Below are 22155 nucleotides of genomic sequence, written 5' to 3'. Positions count from 1 at the left end.
ATGAAGGTAATAAGTTTTATGCTTTTGCTTCTGATGTTTCTGCAGACTCCTGTTCTTCCTCTTCTTTTTCTTTGAACTCTTCCCAGTTCATAGGTTCATCATTCCGAAGGTAGGCGAGTATACGTTGCTCCACTTGCTTGAGCTTGAGTGCGCGTAGGTATTTTCCGTTACGAGCCAGTATAAGTCTTCCGGTTTCTTCAGATATAGCAAGCACCAATGTATCAGTACTTTCAGACATGCCGACTGCGGCACGGTGACGCAAACCAAAATTAGGGGGGAGGTGATCATTCTCACTTACCGGTAACACACAACGTGCAGCCCGTATACGCCCCTTGTGTATAATAACGGCACCATCGTGCAAGGGAGAATTTTTATTGAAGATAGAAATGAGCAGGCGCTTGTTTACCTGTGAGTCGAGCGCATCACCTGTTTGTGCGTAGAACTTTAATTCGGTATCGCGCGAGAAAACAACCAGTGCTCCGGTCTTGGTGGCCTTCAGTGTTTTCACAGCTTCAATCACCTGGAGTATATCAAAGTCATCGTGATACTGATGACGCCAGTTGGAGATTGTCTTGAAAATGTTTTCCCGAAATTCTGTACCGCGACCAATTACAAGTAGAAACTTGCGTATCTCCGGTTGAAAGAGAATGATCATGGCGAGTACACCAACACCCATAAACTGCCCGAGGATGGTGGAGAGTAATTCCATCTGTGCTGCGCGCACAATCAGGTATACCAGGTATAGCGCCAGTATACCCAGAAATATATTCACGGCAATACTGCCCCGAATGAGTTTGTAGATTTGATACAACAGAACACTAACCAGTGCTATATCAATTAGATCAACCCAGCTTACCTCCAGAAAACCTATTTTGAAAAGAAAAATCATGCTATAACAAAAGTAAATAAAACTAAGTGGCCTCCCTACCGGTTCATGACTTTTAGCCGGTGAGCGAACCGTTTATCAGTTATGACCGGTTGAAATTTTTTCAATGAGTTTAATAGCTTCTGCAGCTTGCTTTACATCGTGTACACGCAGCAGTGAAGCACCCTTCAGTAATGCTACGGTGTTAAGTGATGTTGTCCCATTCAGCGCTTCTTCCGGAGTTATATCCAGTGTGCGCCAGATCATTGACTTCCGCGAGAGCCCTGCCAGTACAGGTTTACCCAGTATGTTAAAATGATCGAGCTTACTCAATAACTCAAAATTCTGTTCAACGGTTTTAGCAAAACCAAATCCCGGATCAACAATAATATCTTTCGCGCCCAGCTGCTGCAGGGTAAATATTTTCTCATGAAAGAAGTCCATGATGTCTTTCAGCAGGTTCTCATATACCGTAAGCTTGTTCATGGTCTGTGGTGTGCCGCGCATGTGCATCAATATATAGGGCACTTTTAGTTCGGCAACGGTTTTGAACATGGCGTCATCCAACGAGCCGCCTGAGACATCATTTACAAGGTGTGCGCCTGCATCTACCGCTGCGCGAACAACCTCGCTTCGAAATGTATCTACAGATATAAAAGCGTCAGGAAACTCATGAGAAATATTTTTCACAGCCTTCAGCACTCTTTTCTGTTCTTCTTCTGCTGAGATTTCTTCGGCACCCGGTCGTGTGGAATAGCCGCCCACATCAATAAACATGGCGCCATCCGACAACATTTTTTCAACTTGTTTCAGTATGTCTGCCTCCGAAGTGTAGCGATTCCCATCGTAAAAGCTGTCGGGAGTAACATTTAATATCCCCATAATCCGGGGCGTACGCAGGTCTACAAGCCTTCCGTTGAGGTTCAGTGTTTTGTTTGTTGAAAAAAAATTATTTTCGAAACTGGATTTCATGCCCGTCATTGATGGAATTGTCATTCAAATTAAGAAGTTTGCGGCCTAAAGTATTATACCCTTGATCGAAAAAACATCGCAGGAATACAAAGCAGTAATTGCTACCTGCAAATCACTGTTTGAAAAGAAGACTCGTGACTATGGCACTGCCTGGAGAATTTTACGGCTGCCATCCATTACGGATCAGATCTATATCAAGGCGCAGCGCATCCGCAGCATCCAGGAGAAAGGCGTGCAGAAAGTAAACGACCCGATTAAGGATGAGTTTGTCGGTATCATCAACTACTGCATCATTGCGCTGATACAGATCAGGCTCGAAGGATCTTCGGCTATGGATGTAAAGTTTGAAACGCTGGAGCCGCTATACGATGAAGCTGCCACGGAAACGTTCGACCTGCTTCAGAATAAAAATCATGATTATGGTGAAGCCTGGCGCGAGATGCGTGTTACTTCGATCACGGATATTATCCTGATGAAGTTGTTGCGTGTAAAACAGATCGAAGACAACCAGGGTAAAACACTGGTAAGTGAAGGTGTGAAAGCGAACTACCAGGATATGATTAACTATTCGGTGTTTGCACTGATCAAACTGTCGGAGGCTGCCGCATAGATTTACTATAGTCGCGAATTAAAAAAATATAGAGTCCGTTACTATCAGGTGTAAAGACGGAATAAAAACTATCAGGACATGAGGAAGATCATCGATCAATTTTCAAGATTTTTTGTTGGCGCGCTGTTTATTTTTTCAGGTCTGATCAAACTCAACGATCCGATCGGGACGGAAATAAAGATGGAGGAATACTTCGAGGTATTCGCGGAAGATTTTGGCTCATTCTTTATGTTCTTCAAACCGTATGCACTGGAGATTGGTTTTATACTGATTGTGCTGGAAGTAGTGCTGGGTATAGCATTGCTTATTAACTATAGAGTACGGATTACTTCGATTATACTCCTGGCGTTGATCATCTTCTTTACGTTCCTCACGTTTTACTCTGCATATTTCAATAAAGTAACGGATTGTGGTTGCTTTGGCGATGCTATAAAACTTACTCCGTGGGAGTCGTTTACCAAAGATGTCATTCTTATTGTATTTATTCTGCATATATTCTGGTATCGCGATAAATATCAACCGGTGCTGCGCACGCGCGAAGGGCATGCCGTAATTATAGTCTCAACACTGGTGTGCATAGGCTTGGGTATATATGCTATACAACATCTGCCGTTCATTGATTTTCGTCCGTATAAAATCGGTAACAACATAAAGGAACAGATGCAGCCACAGGAACAGCCTGTGTTTGAATATGTATTTCAGCGTAAAGACAATGGTGAAGAAGTACACTCCGAAAAATACCTGACGGATACATTGGTCTATAAATACATAAGCGTTCGCCAGACGAATGAAGATAAAACCAAAGCAAAGATCACTGATTACTCCGTAAGCAGTGTGGAAGGCGAAGATGTTACCGAGAATACATTTCAGGGAAATAAACTACTCTTTATAGTATACGATGCCACCAAAGCATCCGGAGAAAATATGGACAAGATCCGTAAGCTAACCAAAAACCTGGATGGTAAAGTAGAGATGATGGCCTTTACAGCATCAAGTTCGGAGCAGTTCGAAATATTCAGGCATGAGTATCAACTGGCCATTCCATACTACTTTGTAGATGCAACCGTACTGAAAACAATAGTACGCTCCAACCCTGGCATAACTCTCTGGAAAGACGGCACGGTGAAAGGCATGTGGCACCATAATGATACACCGGAGGCCGCTGAAGTGCTGGAGAGATTGAAAGATTAGAAATTATAAAATTGAAAGATTGGGGCTTTACGTTTTTGCCATCACCAATCTTTGTAATTAGAGAATCCTAATATTTCAATTTTTAAATTTTACAATTTTCCAATCTTCCAATTTTATAATTAAGGAATGAAAATATACCTCATCGGAATGCCAGGCTCTGGTAAATCTACACTCGGTCGGCCGCTGGCTGCTGAATTGGGTATACCGTTTGTTGATCAGGATAAGGAAATTGAAAATCGCGAAGGCAAGGCGGTTAAAGATATATTTGCACAGAACGGTGAGGATTACTTCCGCCGGATAGAAGCAGAAGTATTGCGCGAGTGGGCAGCGTCTGAAAAGAGTTTTGTGATGGCTACCGGTGGCGGTGCTCCCTGTTTTTATGAAGGTATAGATGTTATCAGGCAGTCAGGGCTAAGTATATACATCGATGTATCGGTTGCTGAGTTATTGAAGCGTGTGTCGCTGAATAAAGACAGACCTTTGCTGCACGCCAATGATTTGAAGGAAAAAGAAGATCGGCTCGCGGAGCTATATAAAAAACGCCTGCCGGTTTATCAGCAGGCGCATGTATCATTGCATCAGCCTTCCGTTCGGAAATTATTGGAAGCTATACAGCTTAGAAAGTAAACCCGAACGTAAGCATCGAAGTAAGCGTTTTGTTCTCCATCTTCACAACAGGCTCAGATCCATCGTTTAAAGTATATGGACTATAGAAGTTGTCGAATGAACGATTGATCAGTGCAAAGTCTGCATAGAATTTTTTCAGGCGCACCCCCACACCACCACTTATCGTGGTGATTTTGTTATCAAGGTCTTCGTTCTCAAAACTGCTGCTCTGAATATTATAGCCGGCACGCAGGCGGAAAATTTCATAACGGAACTCAGCTCCTATACGGTAATTATTCGTAGCTCGGTAGAGCGACTTGATCTCATCATTTTCAGATGAAAAAGATATACCACTTATATCCGAGCTATAGCGTGCCTTGGCCGGATTTGTTCTTTCGATATCTGCTGTTATAAAACCATATTTCGATATGAACGCTATACCTGCACTTATCTTTAATGGTGTGGTGAGGTTATATTCAGATGTAACAATGTCGGTTGATGCTGATTCGTCATTCAGGGTTACATTCTGGCTTCCATCCCAGTAATCATAATTGTTCCAGCTTGTGCTCATCGAAGCATCGTAGTTCTCCGTGATCTGGTAATATGTAGGTGACGTAAACGATGCACCAATCTGTATAAAATCTACCGGCCGCACAATAGCACCAAGGGTAACATTAACACCCGATCCACGCACACTCAGGTTTTCATTAAGCTGCATGCTTTCGATGATGTCCGTATCGAGATACGACTCACTGAACGTCTTCTGCGATTTATAGCGAAGTGTAGATATACCCAATCCGCCTCCAAAGAAAAACTTATCTTCAATGTTTGCACCATAGGAGAAATTCCATTGGTACGAAGTTCCTTTGGTGATAATCTCTTCCTGTTGATCCGATTCTACCGGAGCGTCTGTAAAATATTGATCATCCGGATTGTTTGGGTCGGTTATCGACTGCGGGCCGATCAGGTAATTATAGAATGCGAGCCCCGTAGGCGTGTTGTACTGGTAACTATCAAACTGACTTGGTGTATCACCGTTCGCCTGCTCCATGAAATAATCCACGATCGAGTTTGTCGTGTTACGACCCCTATATATAGTAGAGCGGTTAAAGTCGTTGATACGCGAAAAGCTTATACCCAGCGAACCTCCACGAAAGCTGCGCTCGTCATCGTCACGTCCCATGTGCATCACGTAGCTGATTCCCGGTATATTAAACTTGGATGTACTTTCGTCTGTAGACGTACCGTTAAATTCGGACTTTGTATCATAGAACGAAAGTGCAGGAGAGAATGTAAACTCTGAACGGTTATACATACCCAGTCCGGCCGGATTGGACAGTGCCGAGCTATAGTCTCCACCCAATGCTGTTTGCGTTCCGCCCAGTCCTAATATGCGCGCGCTTCCTGCCGGTTGAGTTCTGCTGAAAAGTAAAGCGGATTCCGAGTAGCTCTGTGCCCACAAAAAATTTACGGACAATAGTATAACACTCAGGGTTGCCCCAAAAAAAATTCTCATCACAAAAAATGAATTTCAGTTGTTATAAATCAGTTTCTGGTTCTGCCGCGTGATCCACCGGATGATGAACCTCCTGAGCCAGTACTTCTGCTACCACCATCAAAAGATGAATTGCTTCTTGATGGAGTATAGGAATTGTTGGAACGTCCACCGTTGTCATTGCTTCGGGTTGGATTGCTCCAGCTATTGTTATTATCAGTAGACCATGATCTGGATGGTGTACTTTGTGTATTCCCTGAAGTATTTGTCGTGCTTCTGCTTCTCCACTGTCTGTCGTAGTAAGCATCGTTGCTGTTGTTAGACAAGGTCGGACGTGTTGTTGTTGTCATGCGACCATTGGTACCACCCGTTGTGCTGGTAGAACGTTGTGTTGTTACAGCTGTAGAGCGAGTACGTGAAGTATTATAACGCTCGGTTGTTACTACGCTGCTGCCTCTGGTTCCGCGTTTACCATAACTTACCGGCCGGCCATTAACCTCACCGTTGTTAACTACTACGATGGTTGACGGATATCCATACCAGCCTCCGTAAGACCATGAAGGACCCCATGCAGATGACCAGCCGCCTCCGCAGTATGGTCTGTTCCAGTAGTTATAGCCTCCGCCCCAGCCGTAGTTCCAGGAGTTACCCCAGTAGTAGCTGAAAGAAGTAGACCAACCGTTGTAATTCCAGTATGGATCATACCATGGGCTATAGTATGCACTGTTGTAGCCATAGTAAGGTGTGTTCCAGTTATTGATACCCGAACCGAAGTATGCCGAGTTGTACCAAGGGTTGGAATACCAGGAGTTGAAATTATTATTCCAGTTATTCAGGTTGCTGGAAGTCTGGTATTGATAGTCATTCAGAAAATAATCCTGGTTATCTACCTGAGCAGTTTCAGCGTTGGAGCGTGCAGCATATTCCGGGTTCACATTGCGTGCAGAATAACTGTCAGTAGGGTTGATGTTTGTTTCATCTTCCACCGAAACCTCCTCCATCTTCTTCGTCTTTTTTACGCTGACGGCATAAGCCTGCTGCTCAGCGGCCTTTTGTTCACGAAGCTTCGCGCGGTCCTTGCTGTTAAAGTACATATCGTCACCTTCGCTCTGCGCCAAAGTTGCAGTAACAGAGAAGGCTATGAGTGCTAAACTTAATATTATCCTGGTTTTCATAGTGCCTTATGGGTTGAATCTCTAATCCTAACAATCATTTAACGGCAAACCGTTCGGATTTGTGTTGATAAAGCTACAAAAATTAGCCAGTATTTAACCCGGTAAAATTTATATTTGCCGTTCGATAGAATTTTAAACAATAATTATACCAGCATGGCGAAAGAACTCCCAAGCCGAAACGAAGATTATTCCTTGTGGTACAATGAATTAGTGAAGAAGGCGGATCTGGCCGAGCACTCAGACGTGCGCGGCTGTATGGTGATTAAACCCTATGGCTATTCCATATGGGAAAAGATGCAGCAAGCTCTTGACAAGATGTTCAAGGACACCGGTCACACCAATGCTTACTTCCCGCTGTTCGTGCCCAAGAGTTTGTTTGAAGCAGAGGAGCAAAATGCTGAAGGCTTCGCGAAGGAGTGTGCCATTGTTACGCACTACCGCCTGAAGAGTGATCCGCAGAATAAAGGAAAGTTGATTGTGGATCCGGATGCACAGCTCGAAGAAGAGTTAGTGGTGCGCCCTACCAGCGAGGCGATCATCTGGAGCACCTATAAAAAATGGATTCAATCATATCGCGATCTTCCTATACTTGTTAACCAGTGGGCGAACGTTGTACGCTGGGAGATGCGCACGCGCTTGTTCCTACGCACGGCTGAATTCTTATGGCAGGAAGGTCACACTGCACACGCGACAGCCGACGAAGCTGTAAAAGAAACTGTGCAGATGCTGGATGTATATGCAGACTTCGCTGAAAACTTTTTGGCGTTACCGGTAGTGAAGGGAAGAAAATCAGAAGGTGAAAAATTTCCGGGAGCTGTGGACACCTATTGCATCGAAGCAATGATGCAGGATGGTAAAGCACTGCAGGCAGGTACATCGCACTTCCTCGGACAAAATTTTGCGAAAGCATTTAATGTACAGTTCACAAGCCGCGAAGGTAAACTGGATTATGTATGGGGAACTTCATGGGGTGTGAGTACACGTTTGATGGGTGCACTCATCATGGCACACTCGGATGATGACGGACTTGTACTGCCTCCGAAACTTGCTCCTATACATGTAGTGATTGTGCCGATCTTCAAGACCGAAGACGAACTGAATAAAATATCAGATAAAGTTCAGGAGATCTCAATAGCTCTTCGCAAGCAGGGATATAGTGTGAAATTCGACAACCGTGATACACACAAGCCAGGCTTCAAGTTTGCTGAGTGGGAATTGAAAGGTGTACCGGTGCGCCTGGCGATCGGTCCGCGTGATATGGAAAACGGAACGGTAGAAGTAGCGCGCAGAGATACCAAAGAGAAGCAGGTAATGAAGCTCGACCAGGTTGCTATAGAAATACCAAAGCTGCTGGATGATATTCAAAACAATATTTACCAACGCGCGCTTTCATTCAGAACCAGTGTTACTACGAAAGTAGAAACATACGAAGAGTTCAAGAAAGTGCTTGAAGAAAAAGGCGGTTTCATTTCTGCACATTGGGACGGTACCCAGGAAACCGAAGCAGCGATCAAGGAAGAAACAAAAGCAACGATACGTTGTATTCCCTTAGATGCAAAAGAAGAAGCAGGAACGTGCATGTATTCCGGTAAACCTTCTTCTAAACGCGTATTGTTTGCCCGCGCGTATTGATTTAAAAAATACAGATGCCTGGATGTGCGGATTGTTGCTGAATAATCCGCACATTAGCATATAGATGTCTATACTTTCCCGGTTATGCTCATGTGGATTATTATACTTGCGCTTTTGGTAATAGGGCTTGGCCTTGTTATCGTAGAACTGGTATTTATACCGGGCACAACCGTGGTTGGTTTGTTAGGGCTGATATTTACCGGCACCGCTGTTATCATCAGCTATAATCACTTCGGTAGTGACGTTGGCTTTTATGTACTCATGGGCACGCTTGTGGCAACACTGGTCGCTTTGTTTTATAGCTTTCGAACGGGAGCGTGGACTAAATTCTCGCTCAAATCATCAAACGATGGTAAGGTTAATGAAGGCTTATTAAGCGATCTTCATATTGGAGATGAAGGTGTAACCGTATCTACGCTAAGACCTATTGGCAAAGCAGAGTTCCGTAACCGGATATTTGAAGTAAAAACGTTGGGAAGCTATATCGAGCAGGGACAACCTGTAAAGATCACACAGATATACTCTAATCAAATTGTTGTAGAACCTATTAATCAATAAATATACCCTTATGGAAGCAGCTGCTTTACTCATTATGGTTTTTGGCGGGATCATCCTGTTCTTTATTTTCCTCTACTTCGTTCCGGTAAACCTATGGATCACCGCGCTCTTCTCCGGTGTAAAAGTTGGTTTGTTTGAACTGGTGTTCATGCGCATCAGAAAGGTGCCGCCAAGAGTAATTGTTGAATCACTCATTACTTCTACCAAGGCAGGTCTTCAGCTTACAACATCAGAACTGGAAACTCACTACCTCGCAGGGGGTAATGTACCAAATGTAATTCGTGCATTGATCTCTGCCGATAAAGCAAACATCAGTTTGAGTTTTAAACAGGCTACAGCTATTGATCTTGCAGGTCGTGATGTATTTCAGGCTGTACAGATCTCGGTAAATCCGAAAGTGATTACAACGCCTAAAGTTGCTGCCGTTGCTGCCGATGGTATACAGTTGATTGCTGTTGCACGTGTAACGGTTCGTGCCAGCATAGCGCAGTTGGTGGGTGGTGCCGGTGAGGATACAATCCTTGCGCGTGTTGGTGAAGGTATCGTTTCATCCATCGGTTCGGCTAAATCACACAAAGAAGTATTGGAGAGTCCTGATAAAATTTCGAAACTTGTATTGTCTCGCGGACTGGATGCCGGTACTGCATTTGAAATTCTTTCCATTGATATAGCAGACGTTGATGTTGGAGCTAACATCGGTGCTAAACTTCAAATCGATCAGGCTACTGCCGACTTGAAAGTTGCCGAAGCAAAAGCGGAAGAGCGCAGAGCGATGGCGGTTGCCCTCGAACAGGAAATGAAAGCAAAAGGACAGGAAGCACGTGCAAAAGTAATTGAAGCTGAAGCTGAAATTCCGAAAGCTATGGCGGAAGCTTTTGTAAGGGGTAATCTCGGGGTAATGGATTACTATAAAATGCAAAACGTACAGGCTGATACAGAAATGCGTCAGGCTATATCGGGCACCGGTAAAGGAGGAACCCAGCCATCAACCGGCCCCGGCCCTCAGAAGAAAGACTAAGTATATATTTAAATACAGCTATATATGCAAAATCCCCGGAGTATTCATTCCGGGGATTTTTTTATTGCTTGAGATTATAGTGTTGCTATATACTCAGTTCCTGAAATCAACCCACAACGATTTTTTCTGTGCGATGAAGAACTGGTTGAGTGGATCAAATTGAATATAGTCGTACATGAGCGGAATGGTGCTGATGCCTTGCAGGTTGATCACACCATATTTACCATCGCGTTGTACAATAGCGAAGCCGTTGCCTACATCTTCCAGGCGTTGATACTTGGGAAGAATAAGGATTTTTCCCGATGCATCAGCCAGTCCTTGCTGATCGTTGATCTGGATCAGAAAGTTTTTACTCGGCAATAATTTTATTTGCTGATAGCGAACCGGCAACAGGATTTTTCCGGTCTTGTCAATCAATCCCCAGTTCTGTTGCAGGCGCACAAAGGCAACTCCGTTTTTAAACAGGCTCACTTCTTCGTACACCGGTTGAATGGCTATTTGATCTTGTCGGTTGATAAAACCCCACTTCCCTCTGATTTTTGCCGGGGCAAGATCTTCGCTGAACAGACCAACACCTTCATAACGGTTGGCTATACGCAGACGACCCTGCGCATCGATAAAACCATATTTCCCGTTTTTGAGTATGCCGCGCAGCCCTTCGCTCTCTTCAAATATTTTTTCAATGCCATCGTTCGGGTACACCTGGCGGTCTGCAATGCGTCCGTTCAGGTCTATTTTCCAGATCGTGCCCGAGGGTAAATATTCGAGTATATGATCGGGAGAGATGCTGATCGGGTTATCCGTAAAGTAAATTACACTGCCGTTGGTTTGTTTAAGTGATTTCCGTGGTGAAGCAGTCTCGATATACTTGTCCGGAGTAAGGATGGTGAGTTTGCTGTTGCGCGGTGCCACTACCCACTCTTCTTGGGTATTCACAATTCCATACTGCCGGTGAAATTTTACAACGGCCAGATCGTACGATATCTGAAATATAGAATCATATACACAGGCAATCACTTCCTGTCCTTTTATATTAATAGCGCCTGCAAAACTTTTGTTGCGTACAGAGAAATACTGATCGTTAAAAGGCCAGAGGTATTCGTATGTTTTTGATGTGATACGTGTACCAATACTATCGAGTAGTATCCATTGATGTTTCTGGCCTTGACGCTGACTTGCCAGCATATATTTGTCATACAGGATTAACGAATCGTATTGTGGCTGGATAATAAATTTACCCTTGCGATTAATGACTCCCGCTTTACGGTTTACAGTAACAACGGCCTTGTTATGCGTAAAAGGACTTATTGTAGAGAACAACGTTGAGGCTATTGGTTTTAGCTGCTGATCGGTTAATTCAATCAGATCGCCTTTTGTTACTTTCAGCAGGTCTTTGTCCAGCGGTACAATGGAATCAGCGAGGTGCTTCTGGATTAGTTTATTTTTACCGTCCAGGAATTCCCACGAATGTGGTTCGCGGATTTTTATTTTTCCGTCTTCAAGTATGGCGATGGATTGATATTTAGGGGCGACAATGATTTGTCCTTCGCGATTCACAACGCCCTGCTGTTCGCCCTGGTAAATCACCGCGTAATTTTTTGTGAAGGGTGATATCTTGTCAATTACAAAATCGGTTATCTGTTTACCGGATTCAGAGAACAGCGCAATCTTGTTCTCAAAATTTTCAACGGCAAAACGCAGGTTGCCGATCGGGTATATGTTTTGATATTGCTGCGGAAGAATCGTATGGTTGTCGAAATCGATCAGTCCGTATTTATATTGATTGCCAATCTTTGAAAAGACAATCGCGCGCAGCGAGTATAACTTCATTCCGTCATACTCAAACGGAATTACTTCTTTACCCGAGAGGCTTACGCAACCTGTTACAATCCGAAGTGAATGCGGGGAATTTTTGCGGGCGATAAGAAGGGCTCCATCACCGGGAACGAGGTCGTCATAATCATTTTTAGTGACACGATGATTGTGTGTGTTGATCAAACCCCAGCGGCCATTGAGTTTATAACCGGTTACATTTTCAATAACCGAGAACTTGCCATCACTCCAGCCCAATGCATCGTACTGTGCCGGTATAACAATTTTGCCCTGGCTATCTTTTAAACCTGCCTTACCATTTTCTGTAAATACAATGTAATTACCGAACGCTGAAAAAAAAGTGATCAGCAAAAAACAAAGTGAACAACTCGCTGCCTTCATCGCGTGCAAAGTTAGAAAGCCTGACCGTAAACAGATTGCTTTTTACATGGGATTATTCAAGCTTCTTATGAAAATATAAAGTGTGGCTGGGCAACAGATCAGGATGGGCGATTTTTACCAGGTCTTGCAGAATAATATCGGGGCGCAAATAACCCAGTTCCATAAACTCGCTTCCGCCTTTGGCTCCCTTGCGTGCATCGTAAGTATATACTTGCTTTTGCTGGTAAGGTTTGAAGCGTGTATACCGTTCGTCAGCTTCATTTATTTCGTTGAGCGTTGTGAACGAGCCTGTCCCAATCCAGAGATCAGCCAGGTTGGCTTTTTCGTAAACCGCTTCGAAGCTCAGTTCCAGGTATCCGTTGGAAGTATCTTCACCCCACAGGTACTGGCAGCCCGCATCTTTTAAAATGCGCGATGCATAATTTTGTCCACCCGGAAGAAACCATGCGTCACCATATACCACACCACACAATACGGTGGGCTTGTCTTTTACACGATCAGCAACTTCTTTGGCTGCTATATAATTCTTCTTCACAACCTGGAACACAGAGTCTGCCTGTTTCTCTTTGTTAAAAAACACGGCCATGAATTTAATCCACTCGGCACGTCCCAGCGGATGTTTCTCCAGGTATTCTGCATTAATGATTACAGGTATACCCAACGCTTCAATCTTTTTGAATTGTCCATAATCACTGCTTAGAGTATAGCCCATTACCAGGGCAGGTTTCAGCATGGCCAGCCGTTCCATATTTATACCTTTATCGATACCGAGTTCTGTTACTTTGCCGGCATCAATACGGGCGCGCATTTTTTCGGAGCTGATAAAATCAGTAGTGGTAAAGCCAACGAGCTTATTGGTTTCGTCAATGTAGTCCAGCAAAGGTATATGTGTAGTGGAGGTACATACGATGGAAGATATAGGCGTGCGGATAACTCGTACGTTGGCTTCGTGTTCGGGTACAGTTTCGCCCTGGGGCACCAGTAAATATTTATAGCCCGAAGTAGCTCCCTGAAAAGGATACAGCACCTCTACAATTTTGATGTTGCCATCGTAATGTACTTTAAAGCCTTCGGCATAGTCCAGCGACAAGGAATCCTGTTTGGTTTGAACAGCTTTGTCAGCAGGCTTTTCGGTTTGACAAGCCCAGCAGGTGAGGAGGAGTAAAGCTATACCTGAAATCTTTTTCATCATGCAAGTGTTTCAATAACGAAGCAATTTAATGACTTTCCATTGGCAAGCGACTGCTGATATATTTTATGAGTCATTAAATTTTTAAGTTTGTTTTCATTCAAGGTATATGGCCGATGCAAATCAACCGGGTAAAGAAGATGACTTCAAGAGCTCCATCTATCACTATATGGAAAATGGATTGATTGTTTTCACGGAAGCCTACCATCTTAAACGCGGCTACTGCTGCAAGAGTGGCTGCCGACACTGCCCGTATGGATTTAGGAAGAACAAGGATAGGGAACAGAATGCGAAGCCGTAGCTATATATAGCTATGAGCTGTGAGTTTTTAGAGTTGCTGGCTGCTGGCTTCTGGCTACAGGAAAAAACAGCCGGTACCCTGAAGCTTGTAGCCAGGCAGCGGCCCTCTCATAGCTCACGGCTATTTCGTATCGCTTCGTGGTATGCTTCGAGATATTGCAGTGCGGCTTGTCTGGAAGAGAGTTCGTGGTTGCCTACGGCTTTTGCTAATTTCCGGTTGATGTCGTGGAGTGACGTGTGTTTTTGAAGATCGTCTTTTAATAGTTGCTCGAAGTATTCCTGGAACCAGGCTATATTTTGGTGGCTCCGGTTTTTATCGAAGTATCCGGAAGCGGTGGTGTGTGCCTTGTATTTTGTGATCATGTTCCATACATCACCTATACCTTGCCCGGTATGTGCTGAAGAAGTAAGTACTTGTGGTGTCCAGCCGGATTCTGCTACACTAAAAAGATGAAATGCATGTTTATATTCGGCTTGTGCTTCGGTAGCATGTTTAATGTTGTCGCCATCGGCTTTGGTAATAACCATTCCATCGGCCATCTCCATAATTCCTTTTTTTATACCCTGCAGTTCATCACCGGCTCCGGCCAACATCAACAGTAAAAAGAAATCAACCATGTTCTTTACCGACACTTCGGATTGTCCTACGCCTACTGTCTCGATAATAATAACATCGTAGCCTGCAGCTTCACAGAGTAACATGGCTTCGCGTGTTTTATGCGCAACACCTCCCAGTGTATTACCGGAGGCCGTAGGACGAATAAATGCACCCGGATTTTTAGACAACTCTTCCATCCGCGTTTTGTCACCCAGAATACTTCCCTTTGTGATCTGACTGCTCGGATCGATCGTGAGTACAGCAAGTTTTTTTTGCTGATCAATTACATATTTACCAAACGCTTCGATAAATGTACTCTTGCCAACACCGGGTACTCCGGTTATACCGATACGAATGGCGTGACCTGTTTTTGAAATGATCCGTTCTAGCAGTTGTGCTCCTGCACTTTGATCTGCAGCGCGTGTGCTCTCGATCAATGTTATAGCCTGGCCGAGAATAACGCGGTCGCCACGGAGAATGCCCTCTGCGAATTGATCAACGGTGAGTCTGGGTCTGAGCGAAGCCTTCAAAGTTGTTATAGATATTGAACGTTTAAATTTCTAAATTTACTTGATACTACGACTACCTGTATGAAGAAATTCCTGATAAACAGTTTGTTTGCTACGCTCTTTGTGTTTGGATTCATGTGGTGTATCTCGAAAGTAACAAAGCTCGAACTGTTCAACGCGTTCGATCCTATAGCGCAGGCTCTTTCTGATTTTGAACTTACCGATTATGCGTTCTCTAATTTACGCCAGGATCCGCTTGTTGATGAACGCATCGTACTGGTAAATATAGGAGGCTTGTCACGAGGACAGATCGCTCAGCAACTCTCTATCATTGCTCAGCATAAACCCCGCGTTATTGGTATCGATGGTTTTTTTAATTGTGAAGGCGGACTTCGCGATACAGTAAATTGTCCGCAGTTACTGGATACGTTGGGGAATCTGATGTTGAGCAGCGCAATACAGGAGGCCGGTAATGTGGTGCTTGTATCCAAGTTGTTGCAGTCTGATTCACTTACCAAAGCCGATGCCGTAGAAGTATATGATTCGATCGAATATTCGGATGAATTATTTCAGAGCCAGGCTCAGCATGGATATGCTAATCTTGTTACCGGGGCGCGATACCAGGAAGATGTAAAGATCTGTCGTTCGTTTATCCCGAAGACAACTTCCAATGGAAAAGTTGAGTATGCATTTGCTGTAAGACTTGCGATGAAGTATGACCCGGTAAAGACTGCGAAGTTTCTGAGCCGCGATAAATCCGAAGAGATCATTAACTACCGTGGTAATATTGATATACAGGATGTAAAAATAAAATCACTTCGTGAGCAGGATCTTGGTACAACGCATTATCCCGTTATGTTCTACGCACTGGATGTATACCAACCTTTTCGTGGTGAGTTTCTTCCGGAGATGATCAAAGATAAAATTGTGATCTTCGGTTATCTGGGAGATTATTTAGGAGATCCGTCCTGGAGTGATAAATTTTTTACTCCGCTCAATAACAAAGTGGCTGGTCGTGCAAACCCCGATATGTTCGGGCTGGTGGTGCATGCCAATATTCTCGCCACTATTTTAAATGAAGACTATATTAACGAGCTTCCTGAATGGGTTACGTATTTGATAGCATTTCTATTTTGTTTTTTCAATGTGGCATTGTTCTACGCTTTGAATCATCGGTACCCATTATGGTTTGACAGTGTTTCGCTGGTTATTCAGATCGCACAAATCGTGTTGCTGGTAGGATTTTCCGTATGGTTGTTTTCGGAGTCGAACTTCAAACTCGATCTTACGTTAACACTGGCCACCATTGCTGCGGTAGGTCCATGCTTTGAATTTTACTTTAACGTATTCAGACCGGGAATGGCACGTCTTTGGCTAAATATAATTCGAAGATTACCTAAGCCAAGTCAGGAGTATTAACGCACAAAGATTTATACTGTGAATGCAAGATTATGAAAACTAAAATCCTCACCCTCTTATCCATTACATTCTTCTACGCTGCCTCTGCCGTTGCCCAGGATTACGCTTTTAAAGTGTTGGTTAATAAAGGCTCCAACGAATTGAAAAACGGAGATGTGTGGCAACCTATCAAAACCGGAGCATCCTTAAAATCAGGTGATGAGCTGAAACTTTCTGACAATGCTTATATCGGTCTGGTGCATGCCAATGGTAAGCCCATCGAACTTAAACAGGCTGGTAACTATAAAGTAGCAGACCTTGCTGCGAAAGTAAGCGGCAGTGGTTCAAGCGTTCTGAATAAATATACCGACTTTATATTGAGCAGTAATTCTGCTGAAGCCAAGAAGAACAGACTGAGTGCTACAGGAGCTGTACACCGTGGTGAAGCTACCGCGATACAAATTCTTCTTCCTGAAAATCAACATGCCGATGTATATAATTCTTCCGTTGTAATTGCATGGGATGCCAACAAGATTGAAGGTCCATATATAGTGGTGATCAATAATATGTTTGGTGATGAACTTGCAAAAATAGAAACACCTGAATCGTCTTTACGCGTAGACCTGAGCGATGCAAAATTTGCTTCAGAGAATGCCGTGCTCGTACAGGTTTCAGCGAAAGCAGATCCTAATAAAAAGTCTGCCGAGAAGCTGGTGAAGAAAATGGCACCTGCACAGAAAGACAAAATCAAAGTATCGCTGGGTGAAATTCAAAGCAATGTAGCCGAGCAAACAGCACTCAATAAATTGTTCCTCGCAAGTTTCTATGAAGAAAATCGCTTGTATATAGATGCAGTTACTGCGTATGAAGAAGCGATCCGCCTGGCTCCGGATGTAGCCTATTACAAAGAATCGTACGAAGATTTTCTGATCAGAAACGGTATGAAACGTTAATCTTCCAGTAAAAAATAGTAAAAAGAGGCCGCCATCGTGCGGCTTCTTTCGTTTATGGAAAGAAAATTGCAACGCATGTTCTACTTTTGGAAAGTAAAACCCTTAACCCTATAGAATGTCATGAAAAAGAAGTTGGCGCTGTTCGTGTTTGCCTTGATCGGATTTGTACAGGCAATAGCCCAGGACTATACCTTTAAGGTTCTGGTAAATAAAGGTAAGAATGAAATAAAGGCAGGTTCTGGCTGGCAGGTTATTAAGGTAGGTTCAAGCCTGAAGTCTGACGATGAACTGAAGGTTGCAGAAAATGCATACGTAGGTCTGGTGCACGTAAGTGGTAAACCTATAGAAGTAAAGCAAGCCGGAAAGTATAAAGTTGCTGACCTTGCCAAGAAGGTAGGTAACGGCACAAGTGTTTTAAATAAGTATGCTGATTTTATACTGAGTGCAAACAATCAGAAAGGAAGCAGCATGCAGGCTACCGGAGCGGTTCATCGCGGTTCAGTTATACCGCTGTATTTGCCAATCGCTACACAGAACCCTACTATTTATAATGATGTGATTATCATCAACTGGGATGTTGAAAAAATACCTGGCCCGTATGTAGTGAAGTTCAAGAGCTTGTTTGATGATGAGCTTGCTACCCGCGAAACAGGCGAGAGCAGCATCCAGGTAAATCTGGCGGATGCAGATTTTGCCAACGAAGACAATATATTGGTAACCGTAGAGTCGAAGAACGATCGTAACAAGGTTTCTGAAAAGTATACCTTGAAGCGCTTGTCCAAAGCTGATAAAACCCGGATCAAGACATTACTGAATGAGATCTCCGGTGAAACACAGGAAAACACCGCGATCAATAAACTGATTCTGGCAGGCTTCTACGAACAGAATTCGTTGCTGATAGATGCATCCACGGCTTTCCAGGAAGCGATAAAACTTGCTCCGGACGTGCAGAGCTATAAAGATTTATATAACGAATTTTTAATACGTAACAATTTAAAGGACAGACCTTTGAATACGAAATAACCCAACCAAAAGGCTGCTGAAAGGCAGCCTTTTGTATTCTAGGTTGGTTTGGTTGATAGCTTTATTCTCCTATTTTTGTGCTGCTTAAAAATCAACGTTCATGAGTGTACTGGTTAATAAAAATTCAAGAGTAATTGTTCAAGGATTCACAGGCTCGGAAGGTACTTTCCATGCCGGACAAATGATAGAGTACGGAACCAATGTAGTAGGCGGGGTAACACCGGCGAAAGGTGGATCGGAGCATTTGGGAAGACCAGTATTTAATACCGTTAAAGAGGCTGTTGATAAGACAGGTGCAGATGTAACCATCATTTTCGTTCCGCCAGCGTTCGCTGCTGATGCGATCATGGAAGCTGCTGATGCCGGTATCAAAGTAATTATCACGATCACCGAAGGTATACCTGTAAAGGATATGATGGTGGCGAAGAAATATATCAAGGATAAGAATGTAACGCTGATAGGTCCTAACTGCCCGGGTGTTATTACACCAGGCGAAGCGAAAGTTGGTATCATGCCAGGCTTCGTTTTCAAAAAAGGTAAAGTTGGTATTGTGTCTAAATCAGGAACACTTACTTACGAAGCTGCCGATCAGATTGTAAAAGCAGGGCTGGGTATATCTACTGCAATTGGTATAGGTGGTGACCCGATCATTGGTACACCTACTAAAGATGCTGTAGAGTTATTGATGAACGATCCTGAAACAGACGCGATCGTAATGATCGGTGAGATCGGTGGTAACTACGAACCTGTGGCTGCCCGCTGGATCAAAGAAAACGGAAACAAGAAACCTGTTGTAGGATTTATAGCTGGCCAAACAGCGCCTCCCGGAAGAAGAATGGGGCATGCTGGTGCAATTATCGGTGGTGCAGATGACACTGCAGCAGCAAAGATGGCTGTAATGAAAGAGTGCGGCATTCACGTAGTAGAATCACCAGCAGAGATCGGTGAAACAATGCTGAAGGTGCTTTCGAAGAAATAACAGACAACAAGCAGTAAAAATAAAAGGCCAGTCTTAAAAGCTGGCCTTAAATTCTCTCTCGAGATAATCGTTCAGGTTATTCAATCCACGGAGCATATTCAATTGCTCAGCTTCATCATTAGCATTGTCATTTTTATAGCGTACTTCAATAAAGAGATCGCGCAGCATATAGATGTGAATCTTGCGGCCATTCTTTAAACGTGTTCCAAGCATTATACCCTTTTTCTTCAGATAACGAGCTTGTTTTTGGAGAGACATCTGCCTGAAAATAAAACGAAGTATCATAAAACTTAGTGCGGTTTGCCAAACAATGGCGAATTGCGCGCCAAAACAAAAAATCCCTGAAATCATGTCGATTTCAAGGATCTTGTTCTGTCTAAGTCTTAGAATGGGAACGAAAATTTCTGAATTTGAAAAAATATCAGAAGCCATTCTTTATCCCTACAGGAGTTCGTTGGCCAGGTTTGCCAGTTCGGAACGTTCGCCTTTCTCCAGTGTAATGTGTGCATATAGCTCATGATCCTGAAGACGGTCGATAAGCGTTGAAAGTCCATTACTTTGTGAATCGAGGTACGGTGTATCAATCTGGTATATATCTCCGGTAAAAATGATCTTCGTATTTTCTCCGGCACGGGTAATGATCGTCTTTACTTCGTGTGGTGTCAGGTTCTGTGCTTCATCTACAATGAAACATATATTTGAGAGACTCCTTCCGCGGATATAGGCCAGCGGTGTAATGACGAGTTTCTCCTGGCTTACCATCTCGGTAATTTTGGAGTACTCTTTATCCGTTTCGCTATATTGATTTTGTATAAACTTCAGGTTGTCCCACAGCGGTTCCATATAGGGGTTTACCTTCGATTTGATGTCACCGGGTAAATATCCGATGTCTTTGTTACTGAGCGGAACGATAGGCCGCGCCAGGTAAATCTGTTTATACTCCCGCTTCTGTTCCAGTGCCGCTGCCAGTGCGAGCAAGGTCTTACCCGTACCCGCCACACCTTGAATGGAGACCAGTTTTATTTCAGGTTTTAGTGCAGCATGAATGGCAAAGGTCTGCTCCGCATTACGTGGCTTGATGCCGTATACCGACCGCTTCTCCACATGCTCCAGCATGCCGTTGAACGGATTGTAGTAAGCCAAGGCCGACTTCTTGCCACTCTTCAATATATAGTAGTGATTCCGGAGCGGGTTTAATTTACCCAGCAGATCTGCCGGCTGGCAATAACCTTTTTCGTAAAGTAAATTAATGAGGTTGGCATCGATGTCTTCGATGATCGTGCGGCCGGTATATAGCGAAGATATATTCTGGACTTTACCCGTGGTATAGTCTTCTGCCTGCAACCCGAGCGATTTAGCTTTCAGCCGTAGGTTAACATCTTTCGAAACGAGAATAACGCGCTTGCCTTTATCTTCTTTCTGCAGTTGTAAAGCTGCATTGAGTATACGGTGGTCTGCCTTTACTTCGTTAAATACCTTGTTGGCATCTACGGCACTGTTGGTGTCCATTAACACCTTAAAGTTACCCTTACCTTTTCCGTTGATCGGGTTCCACTCCTGAAGCATGCGGTCTTTGGCCAGCTTATCAATAAGCCGTATAAATTCGCGCGCTTCAAAATTTTTAGTGTCGTTGCCCTTCTTGAAATTATCGAGTTCTTCCAGAACCGTTATTGGGATACCAACGTCATGTTCATCAAAGTTGAGGATAGAGTTGTGTTCATAAATAATGACAGACGTGTCGAGTACGAAGATTTTCTTCTCCTTCTTGGGTTTTGCCATGCTTCACAAAGAACATTAGGTTTAGCGTTGAACAGGACTGCAGTAGAATTTACTCCTTCAGGAAATTTCATGCGATGGTGTTCTCGGCTTCAAATGGATTTCATGTGTGTTACTAAACTATTTCATAAGGGACACATGGAGTTCGCGTATGGCTCGTATCATTTCACTATGAAAAATACACTGCATCACGATTTCAAATGAAATCTAAAGAAAAGGTTATGATTTGAGAACATGCAGGAAAGAAAACTTTTTTCATAACTTTACGACCCCATTCGGGGAATCGTTAACCGTTAGTAGTTATTCGTTAACCGTGAGTTAACATTCTGAAGGAGTAATAATCGAGATGTGTAATAGGAGAATTAAATGCGGGAGTAAATATCTCCGCGCTCATTAGGTGCTACGCGAAGTACATCGGCTAATACAAGCAATACTAATTTCTTTGAAGCATAGAATTTTTTGAGCCCGCTTATTTCTATAAACTTCTTTAGTGTTATAGTATTATTCGCATCCAGGTATTGCATAAGCAGATGTTCGTACTCACCATAGTTAAAGCGTATATCTTTTTTATGCTGCGCACGCTTGGCTATCTCGCGCACTTCACGACTCGCTTTTATACTTTTATCTTCTACCCGTACAAAACATTCTTTGTTGTCTTCGCTGTGAAATATATAGTGTGGCTTCCGGTTGCTCTCGGGTATCTCATATTGAATAACGGTCCGGGCATTGCCAACGGGTATATATTCTTCTTTATATACTAACGCGGGCTTGCATTTCTTTAGCGCTTGTTTGATTACGTGCGATTCGTCTTCGGGATGTTTCAAGCCTGGTATAGTCAGATCATCGCCAATGCCTACTAATAGTATTCCTCCTTTTGTATTGGCGAGGGCGATCATTTCGCGTACGATCTTTTCCGGAAAGGCAGCCTTGCGTTTAAATTCAAGCGTAAGTCCTTCGCCCTGTGCCACCAGCTTTTTAAGCTGCTGCACTTGCTGCGGGTTGAAGGTGACTGACTCCTGAAGTTTCATGGTATATATGGCTGAAACGAGAAACGTTAAAACTAACGTGTTGCTGTGAATATTTTTATGCCTGCA

21 protein-coding genes are annotated in these 22155 nt (G+C 43.6%); 11 read left to right on the top strand and 10 right to left on the bottom strand.

The annotated features are described in order from the left end of the window. Positions 1–16: 16 nt before the first annotated feature. Complete coding sequence (gene cdaA, locus ACFQ21_RS14595; RefSeq protein WP_377579994.1) at positions 17–889, bottom strand: diadenylate cyclase CdaA; 873 nt, start codon at positions 887–889, stop codon at positions 17–19. A gap of 75 nt (positions 890–964) precedes the next feature. Beyond that, positions 965–1861 (bottom strand): dihydropteroate synthase, encoded by an 897-nt coding sequence (gene folP / locus ACFQ21_RS14590; RefSeq protein ID WP_377579992.1) that lies wholly within the window; start codon positions 1859–1861, stop codon positions 965–967. 37 nt (positions 1862–1898) lie between these two features. Between folP and ACFQ21_RS14585 the strand changes: the two genes are divergently transcribed. The 3 genes from ACFQ21_RS14585 to ACFQ21_RS14575 all read left to right on the top strand — a co-directional run bounded on the left by ACFQ21_RS14585 (position 1899) and on the right by ACFQ21_RS14575 (position 4265). Next, entirely contained in the window at positions 1899–2447 is a 549-nt protein-coding gene (locus tag ACFQ21_RS14585) for a DUF1599 domain-containing protein (protein WP_377579991.1), read from the top strand. A gap of 78 nt (positions 2448–2525) precedes the next feature. Continuing rightward, complete coding sequence (locus ACFQ21_RS14580; RefSeq protein ID WP_377579990.1) at positions 2526–3638, top strand: BT_3928 family protein; 1113 nt, start codon at positions 2526–2528, stop codon at positions 3636–3638. A 126-nt stretch (positions 3639–3764) separates the two neighbouring features. Then, the gene (locus ACFQ21_RS14575) at positions 3765–4265 is read left to right on the top strand and encodes a shikimate kinase (protein WP_377579989.1); all 501 of its coding nucleotides are present in this window, start codon (positions 3765–3767) and stop codon (positions 4263–4265) included. Here the strand turns inward: ACFQ21_RS14575 and ACFQ21_RS14570 are convergent. Both ACFQ21_RS14570 and ACFQ21_RS14565 read right to left on the bottom strand, forming a co-directional pair. Beyond that, on the bottom strand, positions 4255–5763 hold the full coding sequence (locus tag ACFQ21_RS14570) for an OmpP1/FadL family transporter (RefSeq protein WP_377579988.1): 1509 nt from the start codon (positions 5761–5763) through the stop codon (positions 4255–4257). The two genes, ACFQ21_RS14575 and ACFQ21_RS14570, sit on opposite strands and share 11 nt — an antisense overlap. Positions 5764–5789: 26 nt before the next feature. Beyond that, a complete protein-coding gene (locus ACFQ21_RS14565) occupies positions 5790–6914 on the bottom strand; it encodes a coiled-coil domain-containing protein (RefSeq protein ID WP_377579987.1) in 1125 nt (374 codons plus the stop codon). Positions 6915–7067: 153 nt separating this feature from the next. Here ACFQ21_RS14565 and proS point away from each other — a divergent pair, with 153 nt between their 5' ends. From proS to floA, 3 genes are all read left to right on the top strand, one after another. Continuing rightward, positions 7068–8546 carry a proline--tRNA ligase gene (gene proS, locus ACFQ21_RS14560; RefSeq protein WP_377579986.1) on the top strand — a complete coding sequence of 493 codons (1479 nt, stop codon included), beginning with the start codon at positions 7068–7070 and terminating at the stop codon, positions 8544–8546. A gap of 84 nt (positions 8547–8630) precedes the next feature. Further along, positions 8631–9104: an NfeD family protein gene (locus ACFQ21_RS14555; RefSeq protein ID WP_377579985.1), complete on the top strand. Its 474-nt coding sequence runs from the start codon at positions 8631–8633 to the stop codon at positions 9102–9104. A gap of 10 nt (positions 9105–9114) precedes the next feature. Further along, positions 9115–10122 carry a flotillin-like protein FloA gene (gene floA, locus ACFQ21_RS14550; RefSeq protein ID WP_377579983.1) on the top strand — a complete coding sequence of 336 codons (1008 nt, stop codon included), beginning with the start codon at positions 9115–9117 and terminating at the stop codon, positions 10120–10122. 93 nt (positions 10123–10215) lie between these two features. Here the strand turns inward: floA and ACFQ21_RS14545 are convergent, their stop codons facing one another. Both ACFQ21_RS14545 and ACFQ21_RS14540 read right to left on the bottom strand, forming a co-directional pair. Next, entirely contained in the window at positions 10216–12336 is a 2121-nt protein-coding gene (locus ACFQ21_RS14545; protein WP_377579982.1) for a WG repeat-containing protein, read from the bottom strand. A 52-nt stretch (positions 12337–12388) separates the two neighbouring features. Continuing rightward, positions 12389–13528, bottom strand: a complete 1140-nt coding sequence (locus ACFQ21_RS14540) for an ABC transporter substrate-binding protein (protein WP_377579981.1) — start codon at positions 13526–13528, stop codon at positions 12389–12391. 106 nt (positions 13529–13634) lie between these two features. Here ACFQ21_RS14540 and ACFQ21_RS14535 point away from each other — a divergent pair, with 106 nt between their 5' ends. Beyond that, entirely contained in the window at positions 13635–13826 is a 192-nt protein-coding gene (locus ACFQ21_RS14535) for a DUF5522 domain-containing protein (RefSeq protein ID WP_377579980.1), read from the top strand. A 107-nt stretch (positions 13827–13933) separates the two neighbouring features. Here ACFQ21_RS14535 and meaB read toward each other — a convergent pair whose 3' ends face one another. Beyond that, the gene (gene meaB, locus ACFQ21_RS14530) at positions 13934–14953 is read right to left on the bottom strand and encodes a methylmalonyl Co-A mutase-associated GTPase MeaB (RefSeq protein WP_377579979.1); all 1020 of its coding nucleotides are present in this window, start codon (positions 14951–14953) and stop codon (positions 13934–13936) included. Between the two features lie 60 nt (positions 14954–15013). Between meaB and ACFQ21_RS14525 the strand changes: the two genes are divergently transcribed. The 4 genes from ACFQ21_RS14525 to sucD all read left to right on the top strand — a co-directional run bounded on the left by ACFQ21_RS14525 (position 15014) and on the right by sucD (position 19285). Then, complete coding sequence (locus ACFQ21_RS14525; RefSeq protein ID WP_377579978.1) at positions 15014–16351, top strand: CHASE2 domain-containing protein; 1338 nt, start codon at positions 15014–15016, stop codon at positions 16349–16351. Between the two features lie 32 nt (positions 16352–16383). Then, positions 16384–17283 (top strand): hypothetical protein, encoded by a 900-nt coding sequence (locus ACFQ21_RS14520; protein ID WP_377579977.1) that lies wholly within the window; start codon positions 16384–16386, stop codon positions 17281–17283. Between the two features lie 120 nt (positions 17284–17403). Next, a complete protein-coding gene (locus ACFQ21_RS14515; RefSeq protein ID WP_377579976.1) occupies positions 17404–18306 on the top strand; it encodes a hypothetical protein in 903 nt (300 codons plus the stop codon). Between the two features lie 100 nt (positions 18307–18406). After that, positions 18407–19285, top strand: a complete 879-nt coding sequence (sucD, locus tag ACFQ21_RS14510; protein ID WP_377579975.1) for a succinate--CoA ligase subunit alpha — start codon at positions 18407–18409, stop codon at positions 19283–19285. A 33-nt stretch (positions 19286–19318) separates the two neighbouring features. On the opposite strand, the gene ACFQ21_RS14505 is transcribed toward sucD, so the two are convergent. From ACFQ21_RS14505 to ACFQ21_RS14495, 3 genes are all read right to left on the bottom strand, one after another. After that, complete coding sequence (locus ACFQ21_RS14505; protein WP_377579974.1) at positions 19319–19717, bottom strand: hypothetical protein; 399 nt, start codon at positions 19715–19717, stop codon at positions 19319–19321. Between the two features lie 9 nt (positions 19718–19726). After that, positions 19727–21064, bottom strand: coding sequence for a PhoH family protein (locus tag ACFQ21_RS14500; RefSeq protein ID WP_377579973.1), 1338 nt, complete (start codon positions 21062–21064; stop codon positions 19727–19729). 359 nt (positions 21065–21423) lie between these two features. Beyond that, entirely contained in the window at positions 21424–22089 is a 666-nt protein-coding gene (locus ACFQ21_RS14495) for an AlbA family DNA-binding domain-containing protein (protein ID WP_377579972.1), read from the bottom strand. Positions 22090–22155 lie beyond the last annotated feature (66 nt).

This window comes from Ohtaekwangia kribbensis, assembly GCF_042676245.1.
Lineage (GTDB): Bacteria > Bacteroidota > Bacteroidia > Cytophagales > Cyclobacteriaceae > Ohtaekwangia > Ohtaekwangia kribbensis.
Note: the sequence above shows the minus strand (reverse complement) of the source record. Positions and strands in the feature narration are given on the sequence as shown.